This is a genomic window from Streptacidiphilus albus JL83 (assembly GCF_000744705.1).
Taxonomy (GTDB): Bacteria; Actinomycetota; Actinomycetes; order Streptomycetales; family Streptomycetaceae; genus Streptacidiphilus; species Streptacidiphilus albus.
The window spans coordinates 6,306,822-6,330,136 of the sequence record NZ_JQML01000001.1 but is presented as its reverse complement, the minus strand read 5'-3'; the positions used below and the strand labels follow the sequence as shown (position 1 = coordinate 6,330,136).

The 23,315-nt window shown below is 74.7% G+C and carries 20 protein-coding genes; 6 read left to right on the top strand and 14 right to left on the bottom strand.

Annotation, left to right across the window (positions count from 1 at the left end):
* The first annotated feature begins 47 nt into the window (after positions 1-47).
* The 3 genes from eccE to BS75_RS27775 all read left to right on the top strand — a co-directional run bounded on the left by eccE (position 48) and on the right by BS75_RS27775 (position 4,149).
* Positions 48-1,418, top strand: coding sequence for a type VII secretion protein EccE (gene eccE / locus BS75_RS27785; protein WP_081982622.1), 1,371 nt, complete (start codon positions 48-50; stop codon positions 1,416-1,418).
* Entirely contained in the window at positions 1,418-2,122 is a 705-nt protein-coding gene (locus BS75_RS27780; RefSeq protein ID WP_034090216.1) for a hypothetical protein, read from the top strand. Before eccE ends, BS75_RS27780 begins: the two co-directional genes overlap by 1 nt.
* Before the next feature lie 83 nt (positions 2,123-2,205).
* On the top strand, positions 2,206-4,149 hold the full coding sequence (locus BS75_RS27775; protein WP_052069743.1) for a MinD/ParA family ATP-binding protein: 1,944 nt from the start codon (positions 2,206-2,208) through the stop codon (positions 4,147-4,149).
* Between the two features lie 72 nt (positions 4,150-4,221).
* Here the strand turns inward: BS75_RS27775 and BS75_RS27770 are convergent, their stop codons facing one another.
* The 11 genes from BS75_RS27770 to rimP all read right to left on the bottom strand — a co-directional run bounded on the left by BS75_RS27770 (position 4,222) and on the right by rimP (position 17,059).
* The gene (locus BS75_RS27770) at positions 4,222-5,163 is read right to left on the bottom strand and encodes a bifunctional riboflavin kinase/FAD synthetase (protein WP_034090215.1); all 942 of its coding nucleotides are present in this window, start codon (positions 5,161-5,163) and stop codon (positions 4,222-4,224) included.
* A gap of 33 nt (positions 5,164-5,196) precedes the next feature.
* Positions 5,197-6,456, bottom strand: coding sequence for a hypothetical protein (locus BS75_RS27765; RefSeq protein WP_034090214.1), 1,260 nt, complete (start codon positions 6,454-6,456; stop codon positions 5,197-5,199).
* Entirely contained in the window at positions 6,390-8,348 is a 1,959-nt protein-coding gene (locus BS75_RS27760) for a serine protease family protein (protein WP_052069742.1), read from the bottom strand. Before BS75_RS27760 ends, BS75_RS27765 begins: the two co-directional genes overlap by 67 nt.
* Positions 8,349-8,522: 174 nt before the next feature.
* A complete protein-coding gene (gene truB, locus BS75_RS27755; RefSeq protein WP_034090213.1) occupies positions 8,523-9,431 on the bottom strand; it encodes a tRNA pseudouridine(55) synthase TruB in 909 nt (302 codons plus the stop codon).
* A 64-nt stretch (positions 9,432-9,495) separates the two neighbouring features.
* Positions 9,496-10,617 carry a DHH family phosphoesterase gene (locus tag BS75_RS27750; protein WP_081982620.1) on the bottom strand — a complete coding sequence of 374 codons (1,122 nt, stop codon included), beginning with the start codon at positions 10,615-10,617 and terminating at the stop codon, positions 9,496-9,498.
* 2 nt (positions 10,618-10,619) lie between these two features.
* Positions 10,620-11,090 (bottom strand): 30S ribosome-binding factor RbfA, encoded by a 471-nt coding sequence (gene rbfA, locus BS75_RS27745; RefSeq protein WP_034090212.1) that lies wholly within the window; start codon positions 11,088-11,090, stop codon positions 10,620-10,622.
* A gap of 198 nt (positions 11,091-11,288) precedes the next feature.
* The gene (locus BS75_RS27740; RefSeq protein ID WP_034090211.1) at positions 11,289-11,585 is read right to left on the bottom strand and encodes a DUF503 domain-containing protein; all 297 of its coding nucleotides are present in this window, start codon (positions 11,583-11,585) and stop codon (positions 11,289-11,291) included.
* A 139-nt stretch (positions 11,586-11,724) separates the two neighbouring features.
* Entirely contained in the window at positions 11,725-14,853 is a 3,129-nt protein-coding gene (gene infB, locus BS75_RS46990) for a translation initiation factor IF-2 (protein ID WP_081982618.1), read from the bottom strand.
* 162 nt (positions 14,854-15,015) lie between these two features.
* Positions 15,016-15,306, bottom strand: a complete 291-nt coding sequence (locus tag BS75_RS27730) for a YlxR family protein (RefSeq protein ID WP_042440730.1) — start codon at positions 15,304-15,306, stop codon at positions 15,016-15,018.
* A gap of 65 nt (positions 15,307-15,371) precedes the next feature.
* The gene (gene nusA, locus BS75_RS27725; RefSeq protein ID WP_052069741.1) at positions 15,372-16,424 is read right to left on the bottom strand and encodes a transcription termination factor NusA; all 1,053 of its coding nucleotides are present in this window, start codon (positions 16,422-16,424) and stop codon (positions 15,372-15,374) included.
* Positions 16,425-16,468: 44 nt separating this feature from the next.
* Positions 16,469-17,059, bottom strand: a complete 591-nt coding sequence (gene rimP / locus BS75_RS27720; RefSeq protein WP_034090209.1) for a ribosome maturation factor RimP — start codon at positions 17,057-17,059, stop codon at positions 16,469-16,471.
* 141 nt (positions 17,060-17,200) lie between these two features.
* On the opposite strand from rimP, the gene BS75_RS50675 reads away from it, so the two are divergent.
* The 3 genes from BS75_RS50675 (at position 17,201) to BS75_RS27705 (ending at position 20,491) form a co-directional block, all read left to right on the top strand.
* Positions 17,201-18,196 carry a ferritin-like domain-containing protein gene (locus tag BS75_RS50675; protein ID WP_231607908.1) on the top strand — a complete coding sequence of 332 codons (996 nt, stop codon included), beginning with the start codon at positions 17,201-17,203 and terminating at the stop codon, positions 18,194-18,196.
* A gap of 116 nt (positions 18,197-18,312) precedes the next feature.
* Positions 18,313-19,242 carry an aminoglycoside phosphotransferase family protein gene (locus BS75_RS27710; protein ID WP_034090208.1) on the top strand — a complete coding sequence of 310 codons (930 nt, stop codon included), beginning with the start codon at positions 18,313-18,315 and terminating at the stop codon, positions 19,240-19,242.
* 76 nt (positions 19,243-19,318) lie between these two features.
* On the top strand, positions 19,319-20,491 hold the full coding sequence (locus BS75_RS27705; RefSeq protein WP_052069740.1) for a sensor histidine kinase: 1,173 nt from the start codon (positions 19,319-19,321) through the stop codon (positions 20,489-20,491).
* Here the strand turns inward: BS75_RS27705 and BS75_RS27700 are convergent.
* From BS75_RS27700 to ispG, 3 genes are all read right to left on the bottom strand, one after another.
* On the bottom strand, positions 20,446-21,000 hold the full coding sequence (locus BS75_RS27700) for a GNAT family N-acetyltransferase (protein ID WP_034090207.1): 555 nt from the start codon (positions 20,998-21,000) through the stop codon (positions 20,446-20,448). The two genes, BS75_RS27705 and BS75_RS27700, sit on opposite strands and share 46 nt — an antisense overlap.
* Before the next feature lie 116 nt (positions 21,001-21,116).
* A complete protein-coding gene (locus BS75_RS27695; RefSeq protein WP_231607907.1) occupies positions 21,117-21,968 on the bottom strand; it encodes a GNAT family N-acetyltransferase in 852 nt (283 codons plus the stop codon).
* Positions 21,969-22,070: 102 nt separating this feature from the next.
* A complete protein-coding gene (ispG, locus tag BS75_RS27690; RefSeq protein WP_034090206.1) occupies positions 22,071-23,231 on the bottom strand; it encodes a flavodoxin-dependent (E)-4-hydroxy-3-methylbut-2-enyl-diphosphate synthase in 1,161 nt (386 codons plus the stop codon).
* Between the last annotated feature and the right edge of the window lie 84 nt (positions 23,232-23,315).

Sequence of the window (23,315 nt, the reverse complement as noted above, 5' to 3'; positions counted from 1 at the left end):
TACCTGTTTTCCGATGTGCACCCGACCAGAGAGGGCTGATCCGGGGGATGTCCGAGCAGAGCGGCGCATTGCGGGCACGGCGCCATGGCGCGCCCGCCGAACTTCCGCCCCAGCCCAAGGCTGCGGGCTCCCGGTCCGCCGTCCCGGTCACGGTCCGCTTCCGGCCCCGACCCGGCCGGCTCGGGCCGCTGCGGCTGCCGCAGCTGATCCTGGTCGAACTGGCGGCCGCGCTGGTGCTGATCGGGCTGGCCACCAACCGCGTGGTGCTGACCGTGAACGGCGTCGTGGCGGTGCTGCTGGTGCTGCTGGCACTGCTGCGCTGGAACGGGCTCTCCTTCACCGAGCACGCGGGCGTCCGCGCGGCGCTGCAGGCCCGCCGGAAGCGCTCGGCCGCCAACCCGGTCGACCCGCAGGCCGACCCGCTGCTGGTGCCGGTCCTGGAGTGCGACCCCGCGCTGCGGATCGTCCAGCACACGGTCGAGGCCGAGGGGAAGGGTGCGGCCGGACGCCGGGAGCGGCGCGAGATCGGCATGGTCGGCGACGGCACCTTCCTGACCGCGGTGCTCCAGGTCGAGGCCCCGGACGAACCGCTGCGCCCCGAGCACAACACCCGCTCGCTGCCGCTGGATCTGCTCGGCGCCGGACTCGTGGTCGACGACATCGTGCTGGACGCGATCCAGGTCGTGCAGTACGCCCAGCCCGCCCCCGCGCCGCACCTGCCCGAGCAGGCTCTCGCCGCCCGCGGCTACCGCGAGCTCCCGGGCAGCCAGCGGACCCCGGGGCTGCGGCTGACCTGGGTGACCGTCAGGCTCGACCCGGAGCTCTGCCTCGGCGCCGTGGCCGCGCGCGGCGGCGGCGACATCGGCGCCCGGAAGTCGCTCCAGCGCGCCGCCGACCAGCTCGCCGCCCGGCTCGCCGGGGCCGGCCTGCCGACCACCGTGCTGGACGCCGCCGCCGTCGCCGCCGCCGTGTCCACCGCGGTCTGCGCCAACCCGCTGGCGGCGGGCAGCGCCGGCAACGGCTCCCGGAACGGCCGCCGGACCGCGGAGACCACCCGGGCCTGGCGCTGCGACGACCGCTGGCACACCACCTACTGGGTGGGCCAGTGGCCCCGGCTCGCCCCTTCGGGCGGCAGCTCCGCCGCGCGCGGCGCGGTGACCGCACCCGACCTGGTGAACCTGCTCACCGGCGGCACCGCCCTGGGCACCACCTTCAGCCTGACTGTTCGTCAGGCCGACGGCGACGCAGTCGCGTTGACCGGTCAGGTCCGGGTCACCGCCCGGGGCGACCGGGAGCTGGAGCAGGCGGCCCGACAGCTGGAGGCCCGGGCGAAGAGCGCGGGTGCGACACTGGTGCGGCTGGACCGCGAACAGGTACCCGGCGTCCTCGCGACGCTGCCGCTGGGAGGGACACGCTGATGGGGGCACTGGCGGGATTCGGGCTGCGCGGCCCGCGACGCGAGCAGCACGTCCTCAGCCAGGAGGAGCTGTCCGCGATGGCGCTGCCGATCGGCGACGACGGCGTGGTGATCGGCATGGACGGCCAGGACGCCGCCGCGGTCCTGGGCCTGTTCCGGCCCCGGGCCTACGACGTGGTGCTGGTCGGCGGTGTGTGGACGGCCCAGCTGATCGCGCTGCGCGCGGCGGCGACCGGGGCGCGGGTGGTGGTCGAGACCGGACGCGGCCAGTCCTGGACGCCGGTGGCCCAGGCCGCGGGCGGCGGCCAGCCCTGCCTGACGGTGCATCCGGTCGGCCGGATCGGGCCGCAGGGCGCGTCGGTGACCGCGCCGGTGCTGGTCGTCCGGGACTGCGGATCGCGTCCGGGGCGCAGCCGACTGTCGCCCGGCCCCTGGCAGACGACGCTCACCCTGCTGCCCTTCCTCAGCCCGGCCTCGGAGCGGCTGCTCTCCTCGGCCGACGTGGTCGGGGTGCAGCGGGTGGCCCCGCAGGAGGCCGAGTTGATCGGCCGGGTGCTGGAGCTCCCGGCCATGGAGACCGGTGCACTGTCCAACCTGGGCGACGGCGTCACCCTGTGGGCGAACCGGCGGTCGCGGATGTTCGTCCGCGGCGGACCGACGGCCGCCGAGGCCCAGGTGCTCGGCCAGGCCAGGCGGGCCGACTAGAGGTTTGCCACAGCGGTGGCCGGGCGAAACCGGTAACTGGTTAGGCTGGACCGGACCACGGAGGCGAAGGAGAGGGACGAGCAGTGACGAACGATCGCGAGAACGTTCACGTCGGCGAGAGCGCGCCGGACGAGGACGAGGAGTGGTCGGACGCGCCTGACTACTCGCCCCCGGCCTGGTACCTCCAGAACGCGGAGCAGGTGGGCCCGCCGTCCACGCCGGTCCCCCCGGTCCAGGCCCCCGCGCCGGGGCCGGTTCCCGCGCCCGCCCCCGGCCCGGCCCCGAGCCCGGTCCAGGAGCAGCCCTACCAGTCGGCGCAGCCGTCCTTCCGCCCGTCCTTTCCGGCCCCGCCGCAGGACCAGACCCCGCTGCAGGCGCCCGCGCCGCTGCAGGCGCCCGCGTCTACCGCGCCGCTGTCACCGGCACCGGCACCGGACGCCGTCCCGGCCCGGGAGGCCGCTGCCGACGCCACCGGCGACGCCGTCTTCGAGGGTCCCGCTGAGCCGCGCCCGTCCGCCGGCCCGGCCGATCCCGTCCCGCCGCAGCCCGAGCCGCAGCAGTCGCAGCCGCAGCCGGACACCTGGCAGTTGAGCGCCCCGCAGCAGTCCGGTCCGCAGCAGTCCGGTCCGCAGCAGCCGGGTCCGCAGTACCAGGGCGCCCCGTACCAGGGTGCGCCGTACGCTCCCAGCCCGCAGCAGCCCCCCTACCAGCCGCCGAACTACCCGGCGGAGCAGCAGCCGACCCCGCCGCCGCAGCCCCGGCCCGAGGCGCCGGCGTACCAGCAGCCCTGGACGCCGCCCGCACCGCAGCCGTCCACACCGCAGCAGCCCGTGCAGCCGCCGGCCGACCCCCGGCAGGCCCTGGGCGGCTGGCCGCTCCAGCCGCCGCAGTCCGCGGGCCCCTACCCGCCGCCGGACTACGGCCAGCAGCCCCAGCCCTCCCCGTACCAGGGCCAGGCCCAGAACCAGGCTCCGGCCCAGCAGGGTCCGGCCCAGCAGCAGTACCAGCCGCAGCCCCCCGCTCAGGGCGGCCCGCAGCAGCAGGGGCCGGTCGGCGGTGCGCCGCTGGGCTACACCGCCGCGGTGGAGCTGTCCTCGGACCGGCTGCTCCGTAACCAGGCGCCCGAGCGCCGGGGCGGTGGCAGCCGCTTCCGCTTCGGCGGGAAGGCCGCCGAGCAGGAGCACCAGCAGAAGCTCGCGGTGATCCGCACGCCGGTGCTCAGCTCCTACAAGATCGCGGTGATCAGCCTCAAGGGCGGCGTCGGCAAGACGACCACGACCATGTCGCTGGGCGCGACCCTCGCGTCCGAGCGCCAGGACAAGGTCATCGCCATCGACGCCAACCCGGACGCCGGGACGCTGGGCCGCCGCGTCCGCCGCGAGACCGGTGCCACCATCCGCGACCTGGTGACCGCGATCCCGTACCTGACCAGCTACATGGACATGCGCCGGTTCACCTCGCAGGCCCCCAGCGGGCTGGAGATCCTGGCCAACGACGTCGACCCGGCCGTCTCCACCACCTTCAACGACGCGGACTACCGGCAGGTCATCGACTTCCTGGGACGCCAGTACCCGATCGTGCTGACCGACTCCGGCACCGGTCTGCTCTACAGCGCCATGCGCGGGGTGCTGGACCTCGCCGACCAGCTGATCATCGTCTCCACCCCGAGCGTCGACGGGGCCAGCAGCGCCAGCACCACCCTCGACTGGCTGTCCGCCAACGGCTACGCCGACCTGGTGCAGCGCAGCATCACCGTGGTGTCGGGGGTGCGCGAGACCGCGAAGATGATCCGGGTCGAGGACATCGTCGCCCACTTCCGCACCCGCTGCCGGGGCGTGGTGGTCGTGCCCTTCGACGAGCACCTCGCGGCCGGCGCCGAGGTCGACCTCAACCGGATGCGGCCGAAGACCCGCGAGGCCTACTTCGACCTCGCCGCCATGGTCGCCGCCGATTTCCCCCGCACCCAGCCGCAGGCCTGGGGAGCACCGCAGAACTACGGCCAGGGCCAGCAGCCCCCGCAGTCCTGATCCGAGCGCTCCTGAACGACAGCGCGGCCCGGCCGGACTCCTCCGGCCGGGCCGCGCTGTCGTTCCCCGGTGCTAGCAGTCCGTCAGCACCCGGGCCTGCTTGACGTCGTCGGCCATCCGGTCGAGCAGCGCGTCGATGGAGTCGAACTTCTCCATGCCGCGCAGGTAGGCCAGGAAGTCCACGCTGACGTGCAGGCCGTAGAGGTCGAGGCCGACCCGGTCGATGGCGTAGGCCTCGACCGTGCGGCTGGTGCCGTCGAAGGTCGGGTTGGTGCCGACCGAGATCGCGGCCGGCATCCGCTCGTCGGCGGCGGTCAGCCAGCCCGCGTAGACGCCGTCGGCCGGGATCGCAGTGTGCGGCAGGGTCTCCACGTTGGCGGTGGGGTAGCCCAACTCCCGCCCGCGCTGCGCCCCGCGCACCACCGTGCCCTCGACCCGGTGCGGGCGCCCCAGCACCTCGGCCGCGCCGGCCACGTCGCCCTCGGCGACCAGTCGGCGGGTCAGGGTGGAGGAGAACGGCGCGCCGTCGCCGATCGAGCCGGTGACCGTCAGGTCCAGCAGGTCGACCTCGAAGCCGTGCTCGGCGCCCATCTCGGCCAGCAGCTCCACATTGCCCGAAGCCCGGTGCCCGAAGCGGAAGTTGGGGCCCTCGACGACCACTGCCGCATGCAGCGCCCGGACCAGCACCTGGCGGACGAAGTCCTGCGGCGACAGCTGCGAGAAGGCCAGGGTGAACGGCAGCACCAGCACGGCGTCCACGCCCAGCTCGCCCATCAGCTCCGCGCGGCGGTGCTGCGGGGCCAGCAGCGGCGGGTGGCTGCCGGGGCGGACGACCTCGCTGGGGTGCGGGTCGAAGGTCACCACGACGCAGCGCAGCCCCAGGGCGCGGGCCCGCTCCACCGCCCGACCGATGATCAGTTGGTGCCCCCGGTGCACTCCGTCGAAGGAGCCGATGGTGACGACGCTGCGCCCCCAGTCCTCGGGGACTTCCTCCAGGCCACGCCAGCGCTGCACCCTGACCGCTCCTCGCTCGTACGTCCGTTACCCCTATAGCCTGCCATGCGCCTGGTCACCGGCCCGCATCGGCTGGCCCGCCCGCAGCTCCGCCAGCAGTTCGCCGCCCAGTCCGGCGGGCTCCCGCCCCAGCGCCGCCACCAGTGCCTCGCGGAAGGCCGCACGCACGGTCTCGGGGCGCCCGGCGACCGCGCGGACGAAGGACAGCAGCAGCGCCCGGTCCGCGCCGCCGTGGCCGGTCCGGGCCGCCAGCCAGGCCGCGACCTGGGCGGCGGCCTCCGGACGGCGGTCCAGGTGCTCGCCCACCAACCGGACGGCCCCGGGCTGGGCCCGGGGCGCGGCGACCGAGCCGAGGGTGCGCAGGATCGCCCCGGCCTCCTCCCCCGGCCGGTGCAGCCGGGCCGCGTAGGCGGCCAGCACCAGCACCGGATGGCCGTCCAGGCCGGGTGCCAGGTGCTGCGGCCGGAGCAACGGATCCTCCTCGGTGTAACGGGCGGCGGCCTCCGGGAGCCACCGGTCCCGGGTCGCCGGGTCGGCGACCAGCACGGCCAGGGCCGCGCCGTGCAGCGCCCGCTCGCCGTCCCGGGCGAGCAGCGCCTCGGCCGCGTAGCGCAGCAGCGCCCGGTCCGCGCCGCTCTCGGCGCGGACCGCCGGGGCGTGGACGGCGGCGGCGACGTGGCGTTCCGGGCGCGGGTCGTGCGCCCAGCGGTCCACCGCGCGGCTGAGGGCCGAGGGCTCGGTTCCGGCGAGCTCCAGCAGCAGCGCGTCGGCGCGCGGGTGCGCGGTGTCGACCAGCGCCTCGGTCAGGTCGTCCAGCGCGATCCGGCGGACGGCGCGCAGCAGTTGGCCGACGGTGGCGGCGAGGCGTTCGTCCCGCAGCCGGCGGCAGAGCGCGGACAGGGCGGCGGCCGGGTCGCGGCGGACCAGCGGCGCCACCGCCGCCAGGGTCCCGCCGTCCGTCGCGGCGCGCGCGAGCAGCAGCTGAAGCTCGATCAGCTCCGGTACCGGGAGCCGGAGTCCGGACCAGAGCCCGGCGGGCAGCGGCTGCTCCCCGGTCTCGACGGCGCGGAAGGCCATCCGCTCGGCGAGGGTGCGCAGCAGCGGCAGGTAGGGTCCGGCGTCGTCGAGTCCGGACAGCACCGAGGCCAGCAGCCGACTGGTCCACCAGTACGGTTCGCTGCCGGCTTCGGCGGCGTCGGGGCCGTCGAGCCGGAGCACGAGTCGGCTCAGCCAGGGCTCCAGCGCGCTCGGATCGCCGTCCTCCCCGGCCAGTCGGAGCAGGGCGGCGCGCACCGGTCCGATCCGGTGGTGCGGCAGCGGGCGCGGGGCCGGCGGCGGCAGCGGCCCGGGGCGGGCACCGGGGCGGGCACCGCCAGGCCGCGCGGGCCGCCGCGCCGGTGCGCGCCGCGGGCCCCAGGCGCGGCGGGCGGCGGCCGGTGGCCGGGGTCCAGGACGGTCGGCAGGCCGTCGCCGAGCAGCGCGTCCAGCGCGGCGCCGAGGTCGAGCCGACCACCCTGGAGCCAGTCGGAGACCTCCTCGTGGGCGAAGCGGTAGCCGGGCCCGGCCGGTTCCAGCAGGCCCTCGGCGAGGACGGCCTGCGCCCAGCCCCCGGCCCAGGGGAAGAGCTCGTCGAAGCCGGCCCGGTCCAGCGTCCCGCCGCCGGGCCCCAGCATCCGCCGCGCCGCCTCGTGCACCCGCCCGGCGACCGCCGCGGCCAGCCGGCGCACGGCGGCGGGGTCGGGCGGCGGCACGGCTGCGGAGCGCTCGTACCGGTGCTCGTACCGGTGCTCGTACGGGCGCTCGTGCGGGCGCAGCGCGATCCGCTCGGCGGTGCGGAGGCAGGCGAGGTCGACCCGGGCGGCGAGCAGCTGCGCCCGGCTCGGTTCGGGCTCCAGCGGGAGGTGCGGGGCGGCCGCCCGCAACTCGGCGAGCAGCCGCAGCGTCAGCGGATGCCGGCTCGGCCGGGAGCGGCCCGCCGCCGCGGCCGGGTCGTCCAGCCGCAGGGCCTGCGGGCTGCCCTCGCCGTACAGGTCCTCGGCCGGGAACAGCGGTCCGGCCTGCTCCCAGAACTCGGGGCGGCAGCCGATCAGCAGCCGGGCCCCGGTCCGGCGCAGCAGCCGCGCGGTCTCCGCGCACCAGGCGTCCAGGTCGTCGAAGAGCGCGGGGGGCATCTCCTCCGGGCCGTCCAGCACGATCAGCGGCGGGCGGCAGGCGGCCGCGGCGACCCGGCAGAGCTGCTCCGTCCGCGCCCCCTCGACATGGATCAGCCGTCCGGCCGAATCCAGCGCCCGGTCGGCGGCGTCCAGCAGCGAGGCGTCCCCGGCGCGCAGCTCCGCGCCGCGCAGCAGCAGCGTCGGCAGCCGGTGCGCGGCCCCGGCCCGCCGCCGGGCCAGCGCGGCCAGTTCGGTGCTGCGCCCGCTGCCCGGCTCGCCGACCAGTGCCAGCACCGGCCGGTCCGGGTCGCAGGCCCAGCCGGGCTCGACGGCGGCCAGGCCGTCGGCGCGCTCGATCCGGTCGGCGGCGGTCCGGCCGACCGGGCCGAGGGTGGCGGCGCACAGTTCCAGCGCCCCGGCGAGGTTGAGCGCCCGGCCGTGCGCCGGGACGGTCGCGCCGTTGCGGGCCAGCAGGTCCGCCACCGCGCGGTGGCCGGCGGCGGAGCGGAGCGGCACCGCGAGCACCGCGCCGTGCTGCCGTCCGCGCAGGGCGACGGTGGCGACGGCGACGACCGCGCCGGTCTCGGCGTCCAGCACCGGCGAGCCGGCCGCCTGCACCGGCAGTCCGTACGGCGCCTGTTCGAGGTGCAGCAGCCAGGCGTCGGCGACCAGGTGGAACCGGGTCCGCGCGGCGTAGCGGGCGGTCACCACCCCGGCGATGCCGCCCTGCAGCACCTGCCCGTCCAGGTGGAGGCTGACCAGCCGGGTGCCGTGGCCGCCCGCCAGCGGCAGCGGCGGCACGACGGCGTCGGTGTGCAGCAGCGCCAGACCGTACTCGGGCAGGCAGCTGACGCTGTCGGCGCCGAGCCGCCGGGTGGCGCCGCCGGGCCAGGTGAGGAGCAGGTCCTGGAGGCCGTCGACCACCTCGTGCGCGGTGAGCAGCAGTCCCTGGTGGTCGACGTGGAAGGCCGTGCCCCGGGCCCGCCCGGACAGGTCCCCGACCCGTACCAGGGCCTCCTCGGCTCGCTGCACCGCCCACCACCCCCGCCCAGGCCGTCACCTGAGCGGAGGCTTCCCGCCGTCCCTCCCCCGCGACCCCCTGCGCCCCGCGCACCCCCCTGCTTCGCTCCGCGCGCCGCCCGTTCGGGTGAAGCGGCGGCCCGAAGAGTCGAGCACTGTTCGCTCTCGGCGGAAAAAGAACTCGGCTCAGACGAAGACGGCCAGCGACCTGGCCCGGCCCCCGCGTTCCTCGATCAGCGCGAGGAAGCGCCCGTCCGGGTCGAAGACCGCGATCGGCTCGTCCACGCCGAGCCCGGGGGCGTCGATCCGGACGCCGTTGACCAGCAGCCGGGCCTGCTCGGCGTCCACGTCCCAGCGCGGGAAGGCCGCCGCCGCGGCGGTCGCGATCGGCAGCACCGAGGCGGCGAAGGTGGTCTCCAGCTCCTCCAGGGTGTGCGAGCCGGCCACGGTGTACGGACCGACCCGGGTGCGGCGCAGCGCGGTCAGGTGCCCGCCGACGCCGAGGCTCTCGCCGAGGTCACGGGCCAGCGCCCGGATGTAGGTGCCGGAGGTGCACTCCACGGTGACGTCGAGGTCGATCAGCGGAGTGCCGTCCTCAGCCAGGGCCTCGCGCCGCTCGTGCACCTCGAAGCGGGAGACGGTGACCGGGCGGGCCGCCAGCTCGACCTCCTCGCCGTCCCTGACCCGGGTGTAGGAGCGCTTGCCGTCGATCTTGATGGCGCTGACCTTGGACGGGGTCTGCTGGATGTCGCCGGACAGCGCCGCGATCCCGGCCGCGACGGCCTCCGGGGTGACCCCGGCGGTGGAGGCGGTCGCGGTGACCTCCCCCTCCGCGTCGTCGGTCACCGTGGCCTGGCCGAGCCGGATGGTGGCCTGGTAGGTCTTGGTGGTCAGCGCCAGGTGCCCGAGCAGCCGGGTCGCCCGCTCGCAGCCGATCACCAGTACGCCGGTGGCCATCGGGTCCAGCGTGCCGGCGTGGCCGACCTTGCGGGTGCCGGCCAGCCGGCGGATCCGGGAGACCACCGTGTGGGAGGTGATCCCGGCGGGCTTGTCGACGATGACCAGGCCGTCCGGGCCCGTTCCCTTGCGCTTCAACGATCCGACTCTCAGTTGGAAATCAATGACGGAAAATCAGTGGCAGCGGTGGAGTGGCGCCGGCTCAGCTCCGGACGAGGGCCGCCCGGAACCGGGCGACGGTCGCCGCGACGCCGTCGCGGGAGCCGAAGCCGGCGGCGTAGACGTGCCCGCCGCCGCCGAGCGCGGCACAGGCCGCCGCGACGTCCACCGCGCCCCTGGCCCGCGAGGAGCCGCGCAGGCTGCCGTCCGGGTCCTCCTTGAGCACCAGCACGACCTCCGCCTCGGCCGCCTTCCGGACGACGTCGATCAGGCCCTCGATCTCCTCCGGCAGCACCCCGTGGGCGACCAGGTCCGCGTGCGGCACCCAGGTCCAGACGAGGCCGAGGCCGTCGGCGGCGGTGCGGTCGAACTCGGCCCGCTCCAGCGCGGCGGCCAGGACCTTCAGGTAGCCGAAGGACTGGGTGTCCCAGAGCCGCCGGGAGATCAGGTCCTGGCGCAGCCCGGTGGCCAGCAGCCGGGCGGCGAACTCGTGGGTGGCCGGGGTGGTCGCGGCGTAGCGGAAGGAGCCGGTGTCGGTCGCCACGCCGGTGTAGAGGCAGGTCGCGATGGAGCGGTCCAGCGGCACGCCGAGCCGCCGCAGCAGTTCGTCCACCAGCACGGCGGTGGCCGGGGCGGCCGGGTCGATCAGCCGGTGGCTGCCGAAGCCGGCGTTGGAGGCGTGGTGGTCGACCACCACGAGCGCCGCCGCCGCCTCCGCCTTGGCCCGGAGCAGGCCGAGGCGCTGCGGGTCGGCCACGTCGAAGCTGATCATCAGCTCCGGGCGCTCCGGCACCAGCGCGGCCGGGACCAGCAGCTCCTGTCCGGGCAGGAAGCCCAGGGAGGCGGGGACCACCTGCGGGTCGTCGCCGAAGGAGACCCGGACCTCGACGCCGAGCGAGCGCAGGGCGAGGCCGACCGCCAGCGCCGAGCCCAGGGCGTCGCCGTCCGGCAGCACATGGCAGACCAGGTCGACCGAGGCGGCCCGGCCGATCGCGGCGACCACCCGGTCCCAGTCCGCGTCCGTCGGCGCGGACGAGGCGGACGCGGCCGAGGAGGACCCGGCCGACGCGATCTCGGTCGCCGAAGGCTCGGACCGGGGGGAGGGCACCGCAGGGGTGCCCTCCACCGTGGTGGAGGGCACCCCTGCGGGCGGCTCGCCGGTCATGGCTACTCGTCCTCGTCGAGGTCGTCGTCGAGGTCCGCGTCGAGGTCGTCGTCCTCGTCGGGCTTGCGGTACGGGTCGGCGTCGCCGGCGTAGCTCTTGCCCACGGCGACGCTGCGCACCTCGGCGTCCGCCTGCCGGGCCTTGACGAGCAGGTCGTCCAGGTGGCGGGCGGTGTCCGGGATGGCGTCGGCGACGAAGGTCAGGGAGGGCGTGAAGCGCACCCCGGTCTGTCGTCCGACCTCGGTCCGCAGGATGCCCTTGGCGCTCTCCAGCGCGGCTGCCGTGGCGGCCCGCTCGGTCTCGTCGCCGTAGACCGTGTAGAAGACGGTGGCCTCGCGCAGGTCACCGGTCACCCGGGTGTCGGTGATGGTCACGAAGCCCAGGCGCGGGTCCTTGATCCGCCGCTCCAGGGTCTCCGCGACGACCACCCGGATGCGGTCTGCGAGCTTGCGCGCCCTCGCGGTGTCGGTCACTGGTCCTCCTCGTGCTGTGGGCCCTGCGTGTCATCGACACCAGGGCGCCCATCGGTCTCCCGGCCTTGTGCACTCACGGAGTCCGGGGGGCGTCCCCCGGGAGGCACAGTACCCGGACGCATCCACCTAGGGATGCCATGTCTGATTGTCCTACGCGGCGACGGTGCCCTTCGACACCGTCGCCGTCCGACGGAGCGGCTACTCGTCCTCGTCGTCGTGCAGCCGCCTGCGGGCGGCCAGCAGCTGGACCTCGGGCCTGCCCGAGACCAGCCGTTCGCAGCTGTCCAGCACCTCCGCCACGAAGGCGGCTTCCCCGGAGACCACCGCCAGGCCGATCTCGGCCCGTCGGTGCAGCTCCTGGTTGCCGGTCTCCGCCGCGCAGACGCTGTACTTGCGCTGCAGTTCGGCCACGATGGGCCGGACGATCGAACGCTTCTCCTTGAGCGAGTGGACGTCGCCGAGAAGCAGGTCGAACGTGAGTGTTCCTACGAACATAAGGGACAGGTCTCGCCGACCTGAAGGCCTCGAAGGGCTGGTACGAGCGTTCACGCTACGACATGCGGCCGGGGCCGGTCGACAGTTTTCTGCCGACCGGCCCCGACCGTTCGTGCCGATCACTCAGCGCACGCGCTGGTTACGCGCGCGGCTTCTCGCGCATCTCGAAGGTCTCGATGACGTCGTCCACCTTGATGTCGTTGAACGACCCCAGGGTGACACCGGCCTCGAAGCCCTCGCGGACCTCGGTCGCGTCGTCCTTGAAGCGGCGCAGGCCCTCGATGGTGAGGGACTCCGCCACGACCTTTCCGTCGCGGATGAGGCGGGCCTTGGCGTTGCGGCGCAGCAGGCCCTCGCGGACGATGACACCCGCGATGTTGCCGAACTTGCTGGAGCGGAAGACCTCGCGCACCTCCGCGGAACCGAGGCGCACCTCCTCGTACTCCGGCTTGAGCAGGCCCTTGAGCGCCGCCTCGATCTCCTCGATCGCCTGGTAGATGACCGAGTAGTACCGGACGTCCACACCTTCCTTGTCGGCCGCGACCCGGGCGCGGCCTTCGGCCCGCACGTTGAAGCCGATGATGATGGCGTCGGAGCCCATGGCCAGGTCGACGTCGGACTCGGTGATCGCACCCACACCGCGGTGCAGGATCCGGAGCTCGACCTCCTCGCCCACGTCCAGCTTGACCAGCGCGTCCTCCAGGGCCTCCACGGAACCGGAGACATCGCCCTTGACGATGAGGTTGAGCTGCTGGATGCCGCCGGCCGCGATCGCCTTGTCCAGGTTCTCCAGGGAGATCCGCATCGGACGGCGGGCGAACATGGCGTTGCGGTCACGGGCCGAACGCTTCTCGGCGATCTGACGCGCGGTGCGGTCGTCGTCGACGACGATGAAGCTGTCGCCGGCGCGGGGCACCGAGGTCAGGCCGAGCAGCAGCACCGGACGGGACGGACCCGCCTCGGTGACGTTCTTGCCGTTCTCGTCCAGCATGGCGCGGACGCGGCCGTGCGCGTCACCGACGGCGACGGAGTCGCCGACGCGCAGGGTGCCGCGCTGGACCAGGACGGTCGCCATGGCGCCGCGACCCTTGTCCAGGTGAGCCTCGATCGCGATGCCCTGGGCGTCCTGCTCGGGGTTGGCGCGCAGGTCCAGCGAGGCGTCGGCGGTGAGCACGACGGCCTCGAGCAGCTGGTCGATGTTGAGGCCCTGGCGGGCGGAGATGTCGACGAACATGGTGTCGCCGCCGTACTCCTCGGCCACCAGCCCGAACTCGGTCAGCTGGCCGCGGACCTTCACCGGGTCGGCGCCCTCGACGTCGATCTTGTTGACCGCGACCACGATCGGCACGCCGGCGGCCTGGGCGTGGTTGAGCGCCTCGACCGTCTGCGGCATGACGCCGTCGTTGGCCGCGACCACCAGGATCGCGATGTCGGTGGACTTGGCACCACGGGCACGCATGGCGGAGAACGCCTCGTGACCGGGGGTGTCGATGAAGGTGATGCGGCGCTCCTCGCCGTTCACCTCCGCCTTCACCTGGTAGGCACCGATGTGCTGGGTGATGCCGCCGGCCTCGCCCGCGACCACGTTGGTCTTGCGGATCGCGTCGAGCAGGCGGGTCTTGCCGTGGTCGACGTGACCCATGACGGTGACCACCGGCGGACGCGGGGCGAGCATGTCCTCGTCGCCCTCGTCCTCGCCGAAGTCGATGTCGAAGGACTCCAGCAGCTCGCGGTCCTCGTCGTCACGGCTGACGATCTCCAGGACGAAGCCCATCTCGTCCGCGAGCAGCTGCAGCGTCTCGTCGGGAACGGACTGGGTCGCGGTGACCATCTGCTCCAGGTTGAGCATCACCGAGACGAGCGCGGCCGGGTTGGCGTTGATCTTCTCGGCGAAGTCGGTGAGGGACGCACCGTGCGACAGCCGGACCGTCTGGCCGTTGCCGCGCGGCAGCATCACGCCACCGATCGACGGCGCCTGCATCGACTCGTATTCCTGACGACGCTGACGCTTCGACTTGCGACCACGGGCCGGACGGCCGTTCGGGCCGCGGCCGAAGGCGCCCTGCGTGCCGCCACGGGCACCCGGGCCGCCGGGACGGCCGCTGAAGCCGCCGGGACGCGGGCCGCCGAAGCCGCCGCCACCACCGGAGCCGCCACCCGGGCGACCGGCGAAGCCGCCACCGGCCGGGCGTGCGCCCGGACCGGCCGGACGGCCCTGGAAGCCGGGACGCGCGCCACCGGCAGCGCCGGGACCGGCCGGACGGCCACCGGGGCCGCCGGGGCCGCGACCGCCGGGGCCGGGGCGACCCGGACCACCGTTGGAGGCGGGACGCTGCGGCATCATGCCCGGGTTCGGACGCGGCATGCCGGACGGGCTCGGCCCACCGGGACGCGGGCCCTGCGGGCGCGGCAGACCGGACGGGGCCGGACGGTCGCCACCGGGACGCGCGGCGCCACCGGGACGGTCGCCACCCGGACGCGGGGCGCCCGGACGGTCGCCACCGGGACGCGGGGCGCCGGAACGCTCGGGACGGTCGCCACCCGGACGCGGGGCGCCCGGACGGTCGCCACCGGGACGCGGGGCGCCGGAACGCTCGGGACGGTCGCCACCCGGACGCGGAGCGCCGGAACGCTCGCCGCCGGGGCCGGCCGGACGCGCACCGGGGCGCGACATGCCGGTGTTGCTGCTGGTGAACGGGTTGTTACCGGGACGCGGGCCGGACGGGCGGCTGCCCGGGGCTGCGGCCGGACGCGGGCCCGGCGTGGCGCCGGGACGCGGGGCGGACGAGGCCGGACGCGGTGCCGCGGGAGCGGCGGGCGCCTCGGCCGGGGCCGGCGCCGAGAACTCGGCGGCCGGAGCGGCCGGACGCGGCGCAGCCGGGCGCGGGCCCGGGGCTGCAGCTGCGGCGGGACGCGGGGCCGCCGGGGCGGCGGGTGCCGCAGGCGCGGCGGGGGTCGCTGCGGCCTCGGCGGCCACCGGGCGCGGGCCCGGGGTCGCGGCGGGGCGCGGCGCTGCGGGGCGCGGGGCGCCCGGACGGGGTGCACCGGGCGTCGCCGCCGCGGGCTTCGGGGGGGCCGGCTTGCTTGCGGCCGGCTTGGCGGGGGTTGCAGACCCGCCGAAGGCAACTTCCAACTTTCGTACGACAGGCGCCTCGATCGTCGAGGACGCCGAACGCACGAACTCACCGAGCTCTTGGAGCTTGGCCATGACGACCTTGCTCTCCACGCCCAAATCCTTGGCGAGTTCGTATACCCGGACCTTAGCCACTTCGCTCCTTTTAGGTCCGGGTGTTCCGCCGGACCGTCGCTACTTCATGCTCGTACTCATCGCGTACTCATCGAGTGCTCATCGCAATCTCGACCTACTTTCGAACTCGCGAGGTACCTTGCTCGGCCCTCGCACATGGGGTGCGGGGGTCGCGTACGTGTCCTACGGGTGCCCTGCCACGGGCAGTGCCCCGACGTACCGCTCCAGTGCCGCGGTGTCGAGCGTGCCCTGCAGGCGGAAGGCCCGCAGGAAGGCCCGGCGGCGGAGCGCCAGGTCGAGGCAGCCCGGTTCGGGGTGCAGATGCGCGCCCCGGCCGGGCAGCGTGCCCCGGGGATCGGGGACGCAGACGCCCTCGACCGCCGTCACACGCAGCAGATCATGTCTGGCCGCGCGTTTCCGACACCCGACGCAGGTGCGTTCCGGGCATGATCGGCCACGCGTCCGGCCAGACACGTCCAAGTCTACCCCTCTGATGGTCATCGCTTCGAACTCGTTCTTCGATGGAAGCCGCTCGGGGCTCAGCGGCGGTCGTCGCGGCGGTCGTCACGCCGGTCGTCGCGGCGGTCGCTCTCGCGCAGTTCGCCCTCGGCGCCGGAGGCGTCCACGTCCGGACGGATGTCGATCCGCCAGCCGGTGAGCCGGGCGGCCAGCCGGGCGTTCTGCCCCTCCTTGCCGATGGCCAGCGAGAGCTGGTAGTCGGGCACGGTGACGCGGGCCGAACGGGTGTCGTAGTCGACGATCTCGACCCGGGTCACCCGGGCGGGCGAGAGCGCGTTGGCAACCATCTCCGCCGGGTCGTCCGACCAGTCGACGATGTCGATCTTCTCACCCAGCAGCTCGGCCATGACCGCGCGCACCCGGCCGCCCATCGGACCGATGCAGGCGCCCTTGGCGTTCAGCCCGGACTTGCCGGTCCACACCGCGATCTTGCTGCGGAAGCCGGCCTCGCGGGCGATGGCGGCGATCTCCACCGAGCCGTCGGCGATCTCCGGGACCTCCAGGGCGAACAGCTGCCGCACCAGGTTGGGGTGGGTCCGCGAGAGCGTCACCTGCGGGCCGCGCACGCCCCGGCGCACCGACACCACGTAGCACTTCAGCCGCAGCCCGTGCTTGTACTCCTCGCCCGGGACCTGCTCCTGGGCCGGCAGGATCGCCTCGATCTTGCCGATGTCGACCAGGACGTTCTTCGGGTCCTTGCCCTGCTGGACCACGCCGGTGACGATGTCGCCCTCGCGTCCGGCGTACTCGCCGAAGGTGAGCTCCTCCTCCGCGTCGCGCAGCCGCTGCAGGATGACCTGCTTGGCGGTGCTCGCCGCGATCCGGCCGAAGCCGCCCGGGGTGTCGTCGAACTCGCGCGGCACCGCGCCCTCGGCGACCTCGTCCGCCTCCTCCTTGGCCCAGACCGTCACATGACCGGTCTCGCGGTTCAGCTCCACGCGGGCCCTCTGCCGCGAACCCTCAGTGCGGTGGTACGCAATGAGGAGGGCCGACTCGATCGCCTGGACCAGCAGGTCGAACTTGATCTCCCGCTCCTGCACCAACCTGCGCAGGGCACTCATGTCGATGTCCATGGCTACGCCTCCTCTTTCTCTCGTGAATGTGTTCGGGGTACTGCTCAGGCCTGGTCGTCGTCCTCGAACTCGGCCTCGGTCGCGAACTCCTCGAAGTCCGCGTCGGCGAGGTCCTCCTCGGGACCCTCCGCCACCGCCTCGTCCGCGCCCTTGCGGTTGAACTCCACCTGCACCCGGGCCTTGGCGATCTCGGTGTACGCCAGCCGGCGCTCCGTGGCCTTGCCCCGGCCCTTGACCGGCGGGATCTCCAGCAGCACGCCCTCGTCGTCGGCCTCGGTCACCCGGCCGGTGACCTCCGCGCCGGTGGTGAGCTGCGCCTTGACCAGGCGGGTGGTGTTCCGGCGCCAGTGGCGGGGCAGGGTGAGCAGCCGGTCCACGCCCGGTGAGCCGACCTCCAGCCGGTACTCGCCCTCGCCCAGCACCGCAGCGCCCTCGGGGCCGTCCAGCAGCTGGCCGAACTCGCGGCTCAGCTCGGCGACCAGGTCCAGGTCGACGCCGCCGTCGGCGTCGAGGACCACGTCCAGTACGCGCCGCCCGCCGACCTTGCTCAGAGTGACCTCTTCCAGGTCGACTCCGGCGGTCGCCGCGAGCGGCTCCAGCAGGGCATGCAGCCGATCGTTCAGGGTGGTGGTCATCCGGGTGACTCCTCGGCCGCGTCTGCTGTTGTCTGTAGGTCGCAAAGAACGGGGCCCAGCTTATCCGCAACACCGGCCAACCGCCGATTCGGCCACTTTCGGACGCCCCCGCCCGGGTCAACGGGGCGCACGGTAGCGTCCGTGTCCGTGACCATGCTCCCCTCCCCCGCCCCGCGCCGTCGCGCCCTGCTCGGGGCCGGGCTGCTCGGCCTGCTCACCGCCTGCGGCGCGGCGCCGGACAACCGCCCGCACGGCGGGCCGAAGACCAGGCCGGTGGCCGAGATCGACCCGGACACCGCCGTCCGGCAGCGCGAGCTGCGGGCCACCCTGGCCCTGGCCGCGCAGTACGACGCGGCGCTGGCGGCGACCCCGGCGCCGACCGCGTCCCTGGGCCCGCTGCGGGCCCAACTGACGGCGCAGCTCACCGCCCTGGGGCAACCGACGGGCAGCGGCTCCGGCAGCCCGGCCGCCGCTCCCGCCGCCACCGCGGGCGCCTCGGCGTCCACCGCCGCCCCTGTCCCGGCGCCCGGGCGGGCGGCGCTCGCGGCGGCCGAACGCGCCACCGTCCAGGGGCGCGAGGACGACCTGCTCGCGGCCTCGCCCGCGCTGGCCCGGCTGATCGCCTCCATCGGCGCCAGCGGCGCCCAGCGCGCCGTGCTGCTGGGCGGCAGCGCGCCGGCCGCCGTCCCGATGCCGGGCACGGCGGCCCTCGCCGCCCCGGCCCTGGCCGCGCTCCAGGCGGCGCTGGCCGCCGAGAACGCGGCCGTCTACGGCTACGGGGTGATCGGCGCCCAGCTCTCCGGCGGGCTCAGGGCCCGGGCGAGCGACTCGCTCGCCGAGCACCAGGCCCGGTGCGCCGCGCTGACCCAGCAGATAGCCTCCGCCTCGGCCACCCCGGCCGCCGCCGCCCCCGGTTACGAACTGCCGTTCCAGGTCACCGGCCAGGACTCGGCCGTCCGGCTGGCGGTGCTGCTGGAGCAGCGGCTGGCCGCCGTCTACGCCAACGGGGTCCAGGCGACGGCCGGGGCGCTGCGGGCGGGCGCCGCCTCGGCGCTGCGGCAGTCCGCGCTGGACACCCTGGGCTGGAGCGGCAGCGGCAGCGCCTTCCCGGGACTGCCCGAGCGCAGCGCCGCCTAGCGGACGCGGACGCGCGGAGCGGCCGACCGCACCATCACAATCACCAAGAGGCACCTCATGTTGAGGGACTGGCGACAGGCCGTGCCCGGCACCGGGCGCTCGAACGAAGGGCCAGCATGTCGGCGTCAGAGCAGCAGATCACCATCCCGCCGCGGCTCCGCGAGACCGTCGCCGCCCGCCCCGACGGGTCCGGCGGCGGCGCGGCCTGGCTGGCCGCGCTGCCCGCGCTGGTCGCCGCGGCGCGCGACCGCTGGCAGCTGACCCTGGAACGAGTGGTCGAGCCGGGCGGCCGAGGCAGTCTGGTGGTCCAGGTGCTGCGGGCCGACGGCGCCCCGGCTGTGCTCAAGCTCGGCCTGCCCACCCCGGAGTCGGCCCAGGAGCACGCCGCCCTCGCGCACTGGGACGGACGCGGCGCCGTCCGGCTGCTGGCCGCCGCCCCGGAGGACCGGGCGCTGCTGCTGGAGCGGCTGCACGGCGAGGTGCCGCTGCGCTCACTGGCCGAGGCCCGGGCGATGCTGGAGGCCGAGGGGACGCTGCAGCGGCTGTGGGTCGCCCCGCCCGCGGGGCATCCGTTCGGCTCGGTCGCCGACCGGGTCGCGCTGCTCTCCGCGGCCGTCCGCGAGCGCCGCGCGCTGCCGGCCGCGGCCGGGCTCGGGACGCTGGTCGACGAGGCCCTGGAGACGGCCGCCGGGCTGATCGCCTCCGAGCCCGAACAGGTGCTGCTGCACGGCGACTTCCACCACGGCAATGTGCTCGCGGCGGAGCGCTCGCCCTGGCTGGCGATCGACCCCGAACCGCTGGTAGGCGAACGCGCCTATGATCTGGCCTGGCTGGCCCAGGACCGGTTGGACACCCTGGCCGGCGCCCCGGGGCCGCAGTCGGTGGCCCGGCGGCGGCTGCAACGGCTCTCCGACGCCGTCGAGGTGGACCGGGAACGGCTGCGCGGCTGGACCCTGTTCCGCAGCGTGGAGGCCGGACTGCGGTACCTCGGCGTCGGCGATACTGAGGGGGCAGAGTTGTACCTGGAGTTCGCTGCCATGCTGTGACCTGCCGTCCCCCGCGGCACACCTCGACCTGACGAGACCCGGTCCTGACGAGACCCTGTTCCGAGAGGACCCGCCCGTGGCCGGCCGTCCCCGCCGCAAGCCCCTCAGCGACGCCGAGATCGAGAAGCTCAACGGCTTCAGCCAGTACGCGCTGCTGCCGTGGATGCTGCTGATGCTCAGTCCGCTCCACGCCGTCATGCACGGGGAGTACCCCCGTCCCGGCTACGCCTACGTCGGTCTGGGCCTGTTCGCGGTGCTGTACTGCGGGACGATCGTCGCCTCCTTCCGGCCGCGGCTGCAGGACGGCCGGGTACCGATCGCGCTGACGCTGCTGATGGTGCCGGTGACCGGGGCGCTCGCGGGCTCGCTGCCGCACGCGCTGACGCTGTACCCGCTGCTGTCGATCGTCTGTGCGGTGGTGGCGCCCAGCCGGTCCGGCTGGCTGGTGATCATCGGCGTCACCGGACTGGCGGCGTTCACCGCCTACCTGCGCGGGGAGCAGTCCGACATCCTCGGCACCGCCTACAGCACGCTGCTCTCCGGGACGATCGTCTTCGTGATGCTCAAGCTGTTCAGCGTCGTCGAGCAGCTGAAGGAGACCCGGAAGGAGCTGGCCCGGGTGGCGGTCGCGGACGAGCGGCTGCGGTTCAGCCGGGACCTGCACGACCTGCTCGGGAGCACCATGTCGGTGGTCGTGCTCAAGGCCGAGGCGGTGCGCCGGCTCGCACCGCGCGACCTGGACGCGGCCGTGGCCCAGGCGGAGTCGATCGAGGAGATCAGCCGCAAGGCCCTGGCCGAGATCCGTGAGGCGGTCAGCGGCTACCGGGAGACCACGCTGACCGAGGAACTCGACCGGGCCCGCTCACTGTTGGACACCGCCAGGATCGAGCCGGTGGTGCAGGAGTCGGGGCCGCCGCTGCCGGCCCAGGCCGAGAGCCTGCTGGCGTGGATCGTGCGCGAGGGCGTCACCAACGTGGTCCGCCACAGCGGGGCGAAGCGCTGCGAGATCACCCTGGACCGGGGCGCCGACCCGGTGCGGCTGAGCATCAGCGACGACGGGGCCGCCTCGAACGGCACGCCGGGCAGCACGCCGGGCAACGGGCTGCGCGGGCTGACCGAGCGGCTGGCCGCCGTCGGCGGGACGCTCCAGGCCGGGCCCTCGGAGAAGGGCTTCCGGCTGCTGGCCACGCTGCCGGTGCCGACTCAGGGACGCGGCGGGAACGGCAGCGGGGCCCCCATCACCGCGTAGGGGACGGCGGTGTTCGGGAACATCACCCGGCGGGCCAGGTCCCGGTAGCCCAGGGAGCGGTAGAGGTTCCGGGCCGGGGTCTCGTGGTCCACCGCGGACAGGATGGTCCGGGGCAGGCTGCTGCCCGCGCAGAGGGTGGTGATCAGCCGTCGGCCGAAGCCCAACCCCTGGTAGTCCGGGTGCACATGCAGCTCGGTGACGGCGAAGGACTGGTCCAGCCAGAAGCCGTGGCCGTTCGCCTCCAGCTGCGGCTCGATCACCGAACTCCACCAGTGCGCACGGTCGTTGGGCATGCCGTAGGCGAATCCGACCAGTCGGCCGGCGGCTCCCGGGTGGCTGCGGGCCACCGCGCCGAAGGCCCGCACCCCGGGCACCAGCGCATGGCGTCCCACGATCTGCAGGCGGACGGCGACCTCGTCGGCGCTCAGACGGAAGGCGGCGGCCTGGACGGCCAGGGCCTCGGCGGCCCGGCCGGCGAGGTCGAAGGGCTCGATCGTGACGTCGTCCATGGGTGGCGACGCTACCGGGTCGGCTGCTGGGCGGACAGTCTCCCGCGCCCGCCGCCACCCCGGAATCCAGCCGTGACGGGCCCGACCGCCGTCGGCGCCGGGGCGCGGCCGGGAAGTCAGAAGAGGACGCTCATGAAGGTGCCGACCTCGGCGAAGCCGACCCGCCGGTAGGCGGCGCGGGCGGCGGTGTTGAAGTCGTTGACGTAGAGGCTGACCACGGGGGCGACCTCGCGGAGGGCGTACTCGACGACGGCGGCCATACCGCTCTCCGAGTGCCCGCGGCCCCGGTGCCCGGGTTCCACCCAGACGCCCTGGATCTGGCAGGCCCGGGCGGTCACCGCGCCGATCTCGGCCTTGAAGACGACCTTCCCCGCCTCGAAGCGGGCGAAGGCGCGGCCGGTGGTGACCAGCTCGGCCACTCTGGCCCGGTAGTGCAGTCCGCCGTCGCCGGCCAGCGGGGAGACGCCGACCTCCTCGGTGAACATGGCGACGCAGGCGGGCAGCAGCAGGTCCATCTCGTCGCGCCGGACCTGCCGGACCCGGGGGTCGGGGGCGATCTCCTCGGAGGGCTCCCAGGTCGCCATCAGCGGCTGGTTGGCCCGGACCTCGCGGGCGGGCCCCCAGCTCGGCTCCAACTGGGCCCAGAGCTCGGCGGTGGCCTCGGCGGAGCCGACGATGGAGGAGCAGCGGCGGCCCTGGCGGCGGGCCCGGTCGGCGAAGGCGCGGACGGCCTCGGGACCGGCGCTGAGCGGGACCAGGTTGGCCCCGGCGTAGCAGAGCGCTTCGAGCCGTCCGTGCTCGAACCAGCCCCACATCTCGCCGCCCAGCCGCCAGCTGTCGAGGCCGGCGATGGCCACCCGGGCAGCGACGAAGGCATTGGCGACGGGGTCGCGGTCGAGCACCTCAAGGGCGGCCGGGAGGTCGCCGGCCTCCAGGACTCGGGTGGTCGTCACCGCACTGCTGAGCACGGAGGAACCCTATCCGGTGTGGGGCGCCGGGCAAGGGGCGGGGCGGCCGGGATCCGTTTCGTGCCCGGTTCCCGGCCGCCCCGCCCCTGCTCGCTCCCGTGGCTATGCGGTGACGGCGACCATCGGCTCGCCCGAGGCGACGCCGTCGGCCTGCATCTCCTCGGCGAGCTTCAGCGCCTCCTCGATCAGCGTCTCGACGATCTTCGACTCGGGCACGGTCTTGATGACCTCGCCCTTGACGAAGATCTGGCCCTTGCCGTTGCCCGAGGCCACGCCCAGGTCGGCCTCGCGGGCCTCGCCCGGGCCGTTGACCACGCAGCCCATGACGGCCACCCGCAGCGGCACCTCCATGCCCTCAAGTCCGGCGGTGACCTCCTCGGCCAGCTTGTAGACGTCGACCTGGGCCCGCCCGCAGGAGGGGCAGGAGACGATCTCCAGGCCGCGCTGGCGCAGGTTCAGCGACTCCAGGATCTGGTTCCCGACCTTGATCTCCTCGGCCGGCGGGGCCGAGAGCGAGACCCGGATGGTGTCGCCGATGCCCTCGGAGAGCAGCGCGCCGAAGGCGACCGCGGACTTGATGGTGCCCTGGAAGGAGGGGCCGGCCTCGGTCACGCCCAGGTGCAGCGGGTAGTCGCAGGAGGCGGCCAGCAGCCGGTAGGCGGCGATCATGACGACCGGGTCGTTGTGCTTGACCGAGATCTTGATGTCCTGGAAGCCGTGCTCCTCGAACAGCGAGCACTCCCACAGCGCGGACTCCACCAGCGCCTCGGGGGTGGCCTTGCCGTACTTGGCCAGCAGCCGGGCGTCCAGCGAGCCGGCGTTGACGCCGATCCGGATCGGCACCCCGGCCGCCGAGGCCGCGTTGGCGATCTCCTTGACCTTGTCGTCGAACTGCCGGATGTTGCCGGGGTTGACCCGCACCGCGGCGCAGCCCGCGTCGATGGCCGCGAAGACGTACTTGGGCTGGAAGTGGATGTCCGCGATCACCGGGATCTGCGACTTGCGGGCGATGGTGGCCAGCGCGTCCGCGTCGTCCTGCGAGGGGCAGGCCACCCGCACGATCTGGCAGCCGGACGCGGTCAGCTCCGCGATCTGCTGCAGCGTCGCGTTGACGTCCGAGGTCACCGTCGTGGTCATCGACTGCACCGAGATCGGTGCGTCGCCGCCGACCGGCACACTGCCGACCATGATCTGACGGCTCTTCCGCCGCACGGCGAGCGGCTTGAGCGGAGCGGACGGCATTCCGAGCGAGATCGCGGTCATCTCTGGTCTGTTCCCCAAGGTGAGGCGGCGGTCCGACCGGCTGTCCCGGGCGACCAGGAGTGCCGGAACTGTCCCAGGACTCCC

Bases quoted from the DNA above. Each gene is read 5' to 3' on its own strand.
- eccE (WP_081982622.1), top strand. From the start codon at position 48: ATGTCCGAGCAGAGCGGCGCATTGCGGGCACGGCGCCATGGCGCGCCC.
- BS75_RS27780 (WP_034090216.1), top strand. From the start codon at position 1,418: ATGGGGGCACTGGCGGGATTCGGGCTGCGCGGCCCGCGACGCGAGCAG.
- BS75_RS27750 (WP_081982620.1), bottom strand. From the start codon at position 10,617: ATGACCGGCGAGCCGCCCGCAGGGGTGCCCTCCACCACGGTGGAGGGC.
- BS75_RS27740 (WP_034090211.1), bottom strand. From the start codon at position 11,585: ATGTTCGTAGGAACACTCACGTTCGACCTGCTTCTCGGCGACGTCCAC.
- nusA (WP_052069741.1), bottom strand. From the start codon at position 16,424: ATGGACATCGACATGAGTGCCCTGCGCAGGTTGGTGCAGGAGCGGGAG.
- rimP (WP_034090209.1), bottom strand. From the start codon at position 17,059: ATGACCACCACCCTGAACGATCGGCTGCATGCCCTGCTGGAGCCGCTC.
- BS75_RS27710 (WP_034090208.1), top strand. From the start codon at position 18,313: ATGTCGGCGTCAGAGCAGCAGATCACCATCCCGCCGCGGCTCCGCGAG.
- BS75_RS27700 (WP_034090207.1), bottom strand. From the start codon at position 21,000: ATGGACGACGTCACGATCGAGCCCTTCGACCTCGCCGGCCGGGCCGCC.
- ispG (WP_034090206.1), bottom strand. From the start codon at position 23,231: ATGACCGCGATCTCGCTCGGAATGCCGTCCGCTCCGCTCAAGCCGCTC.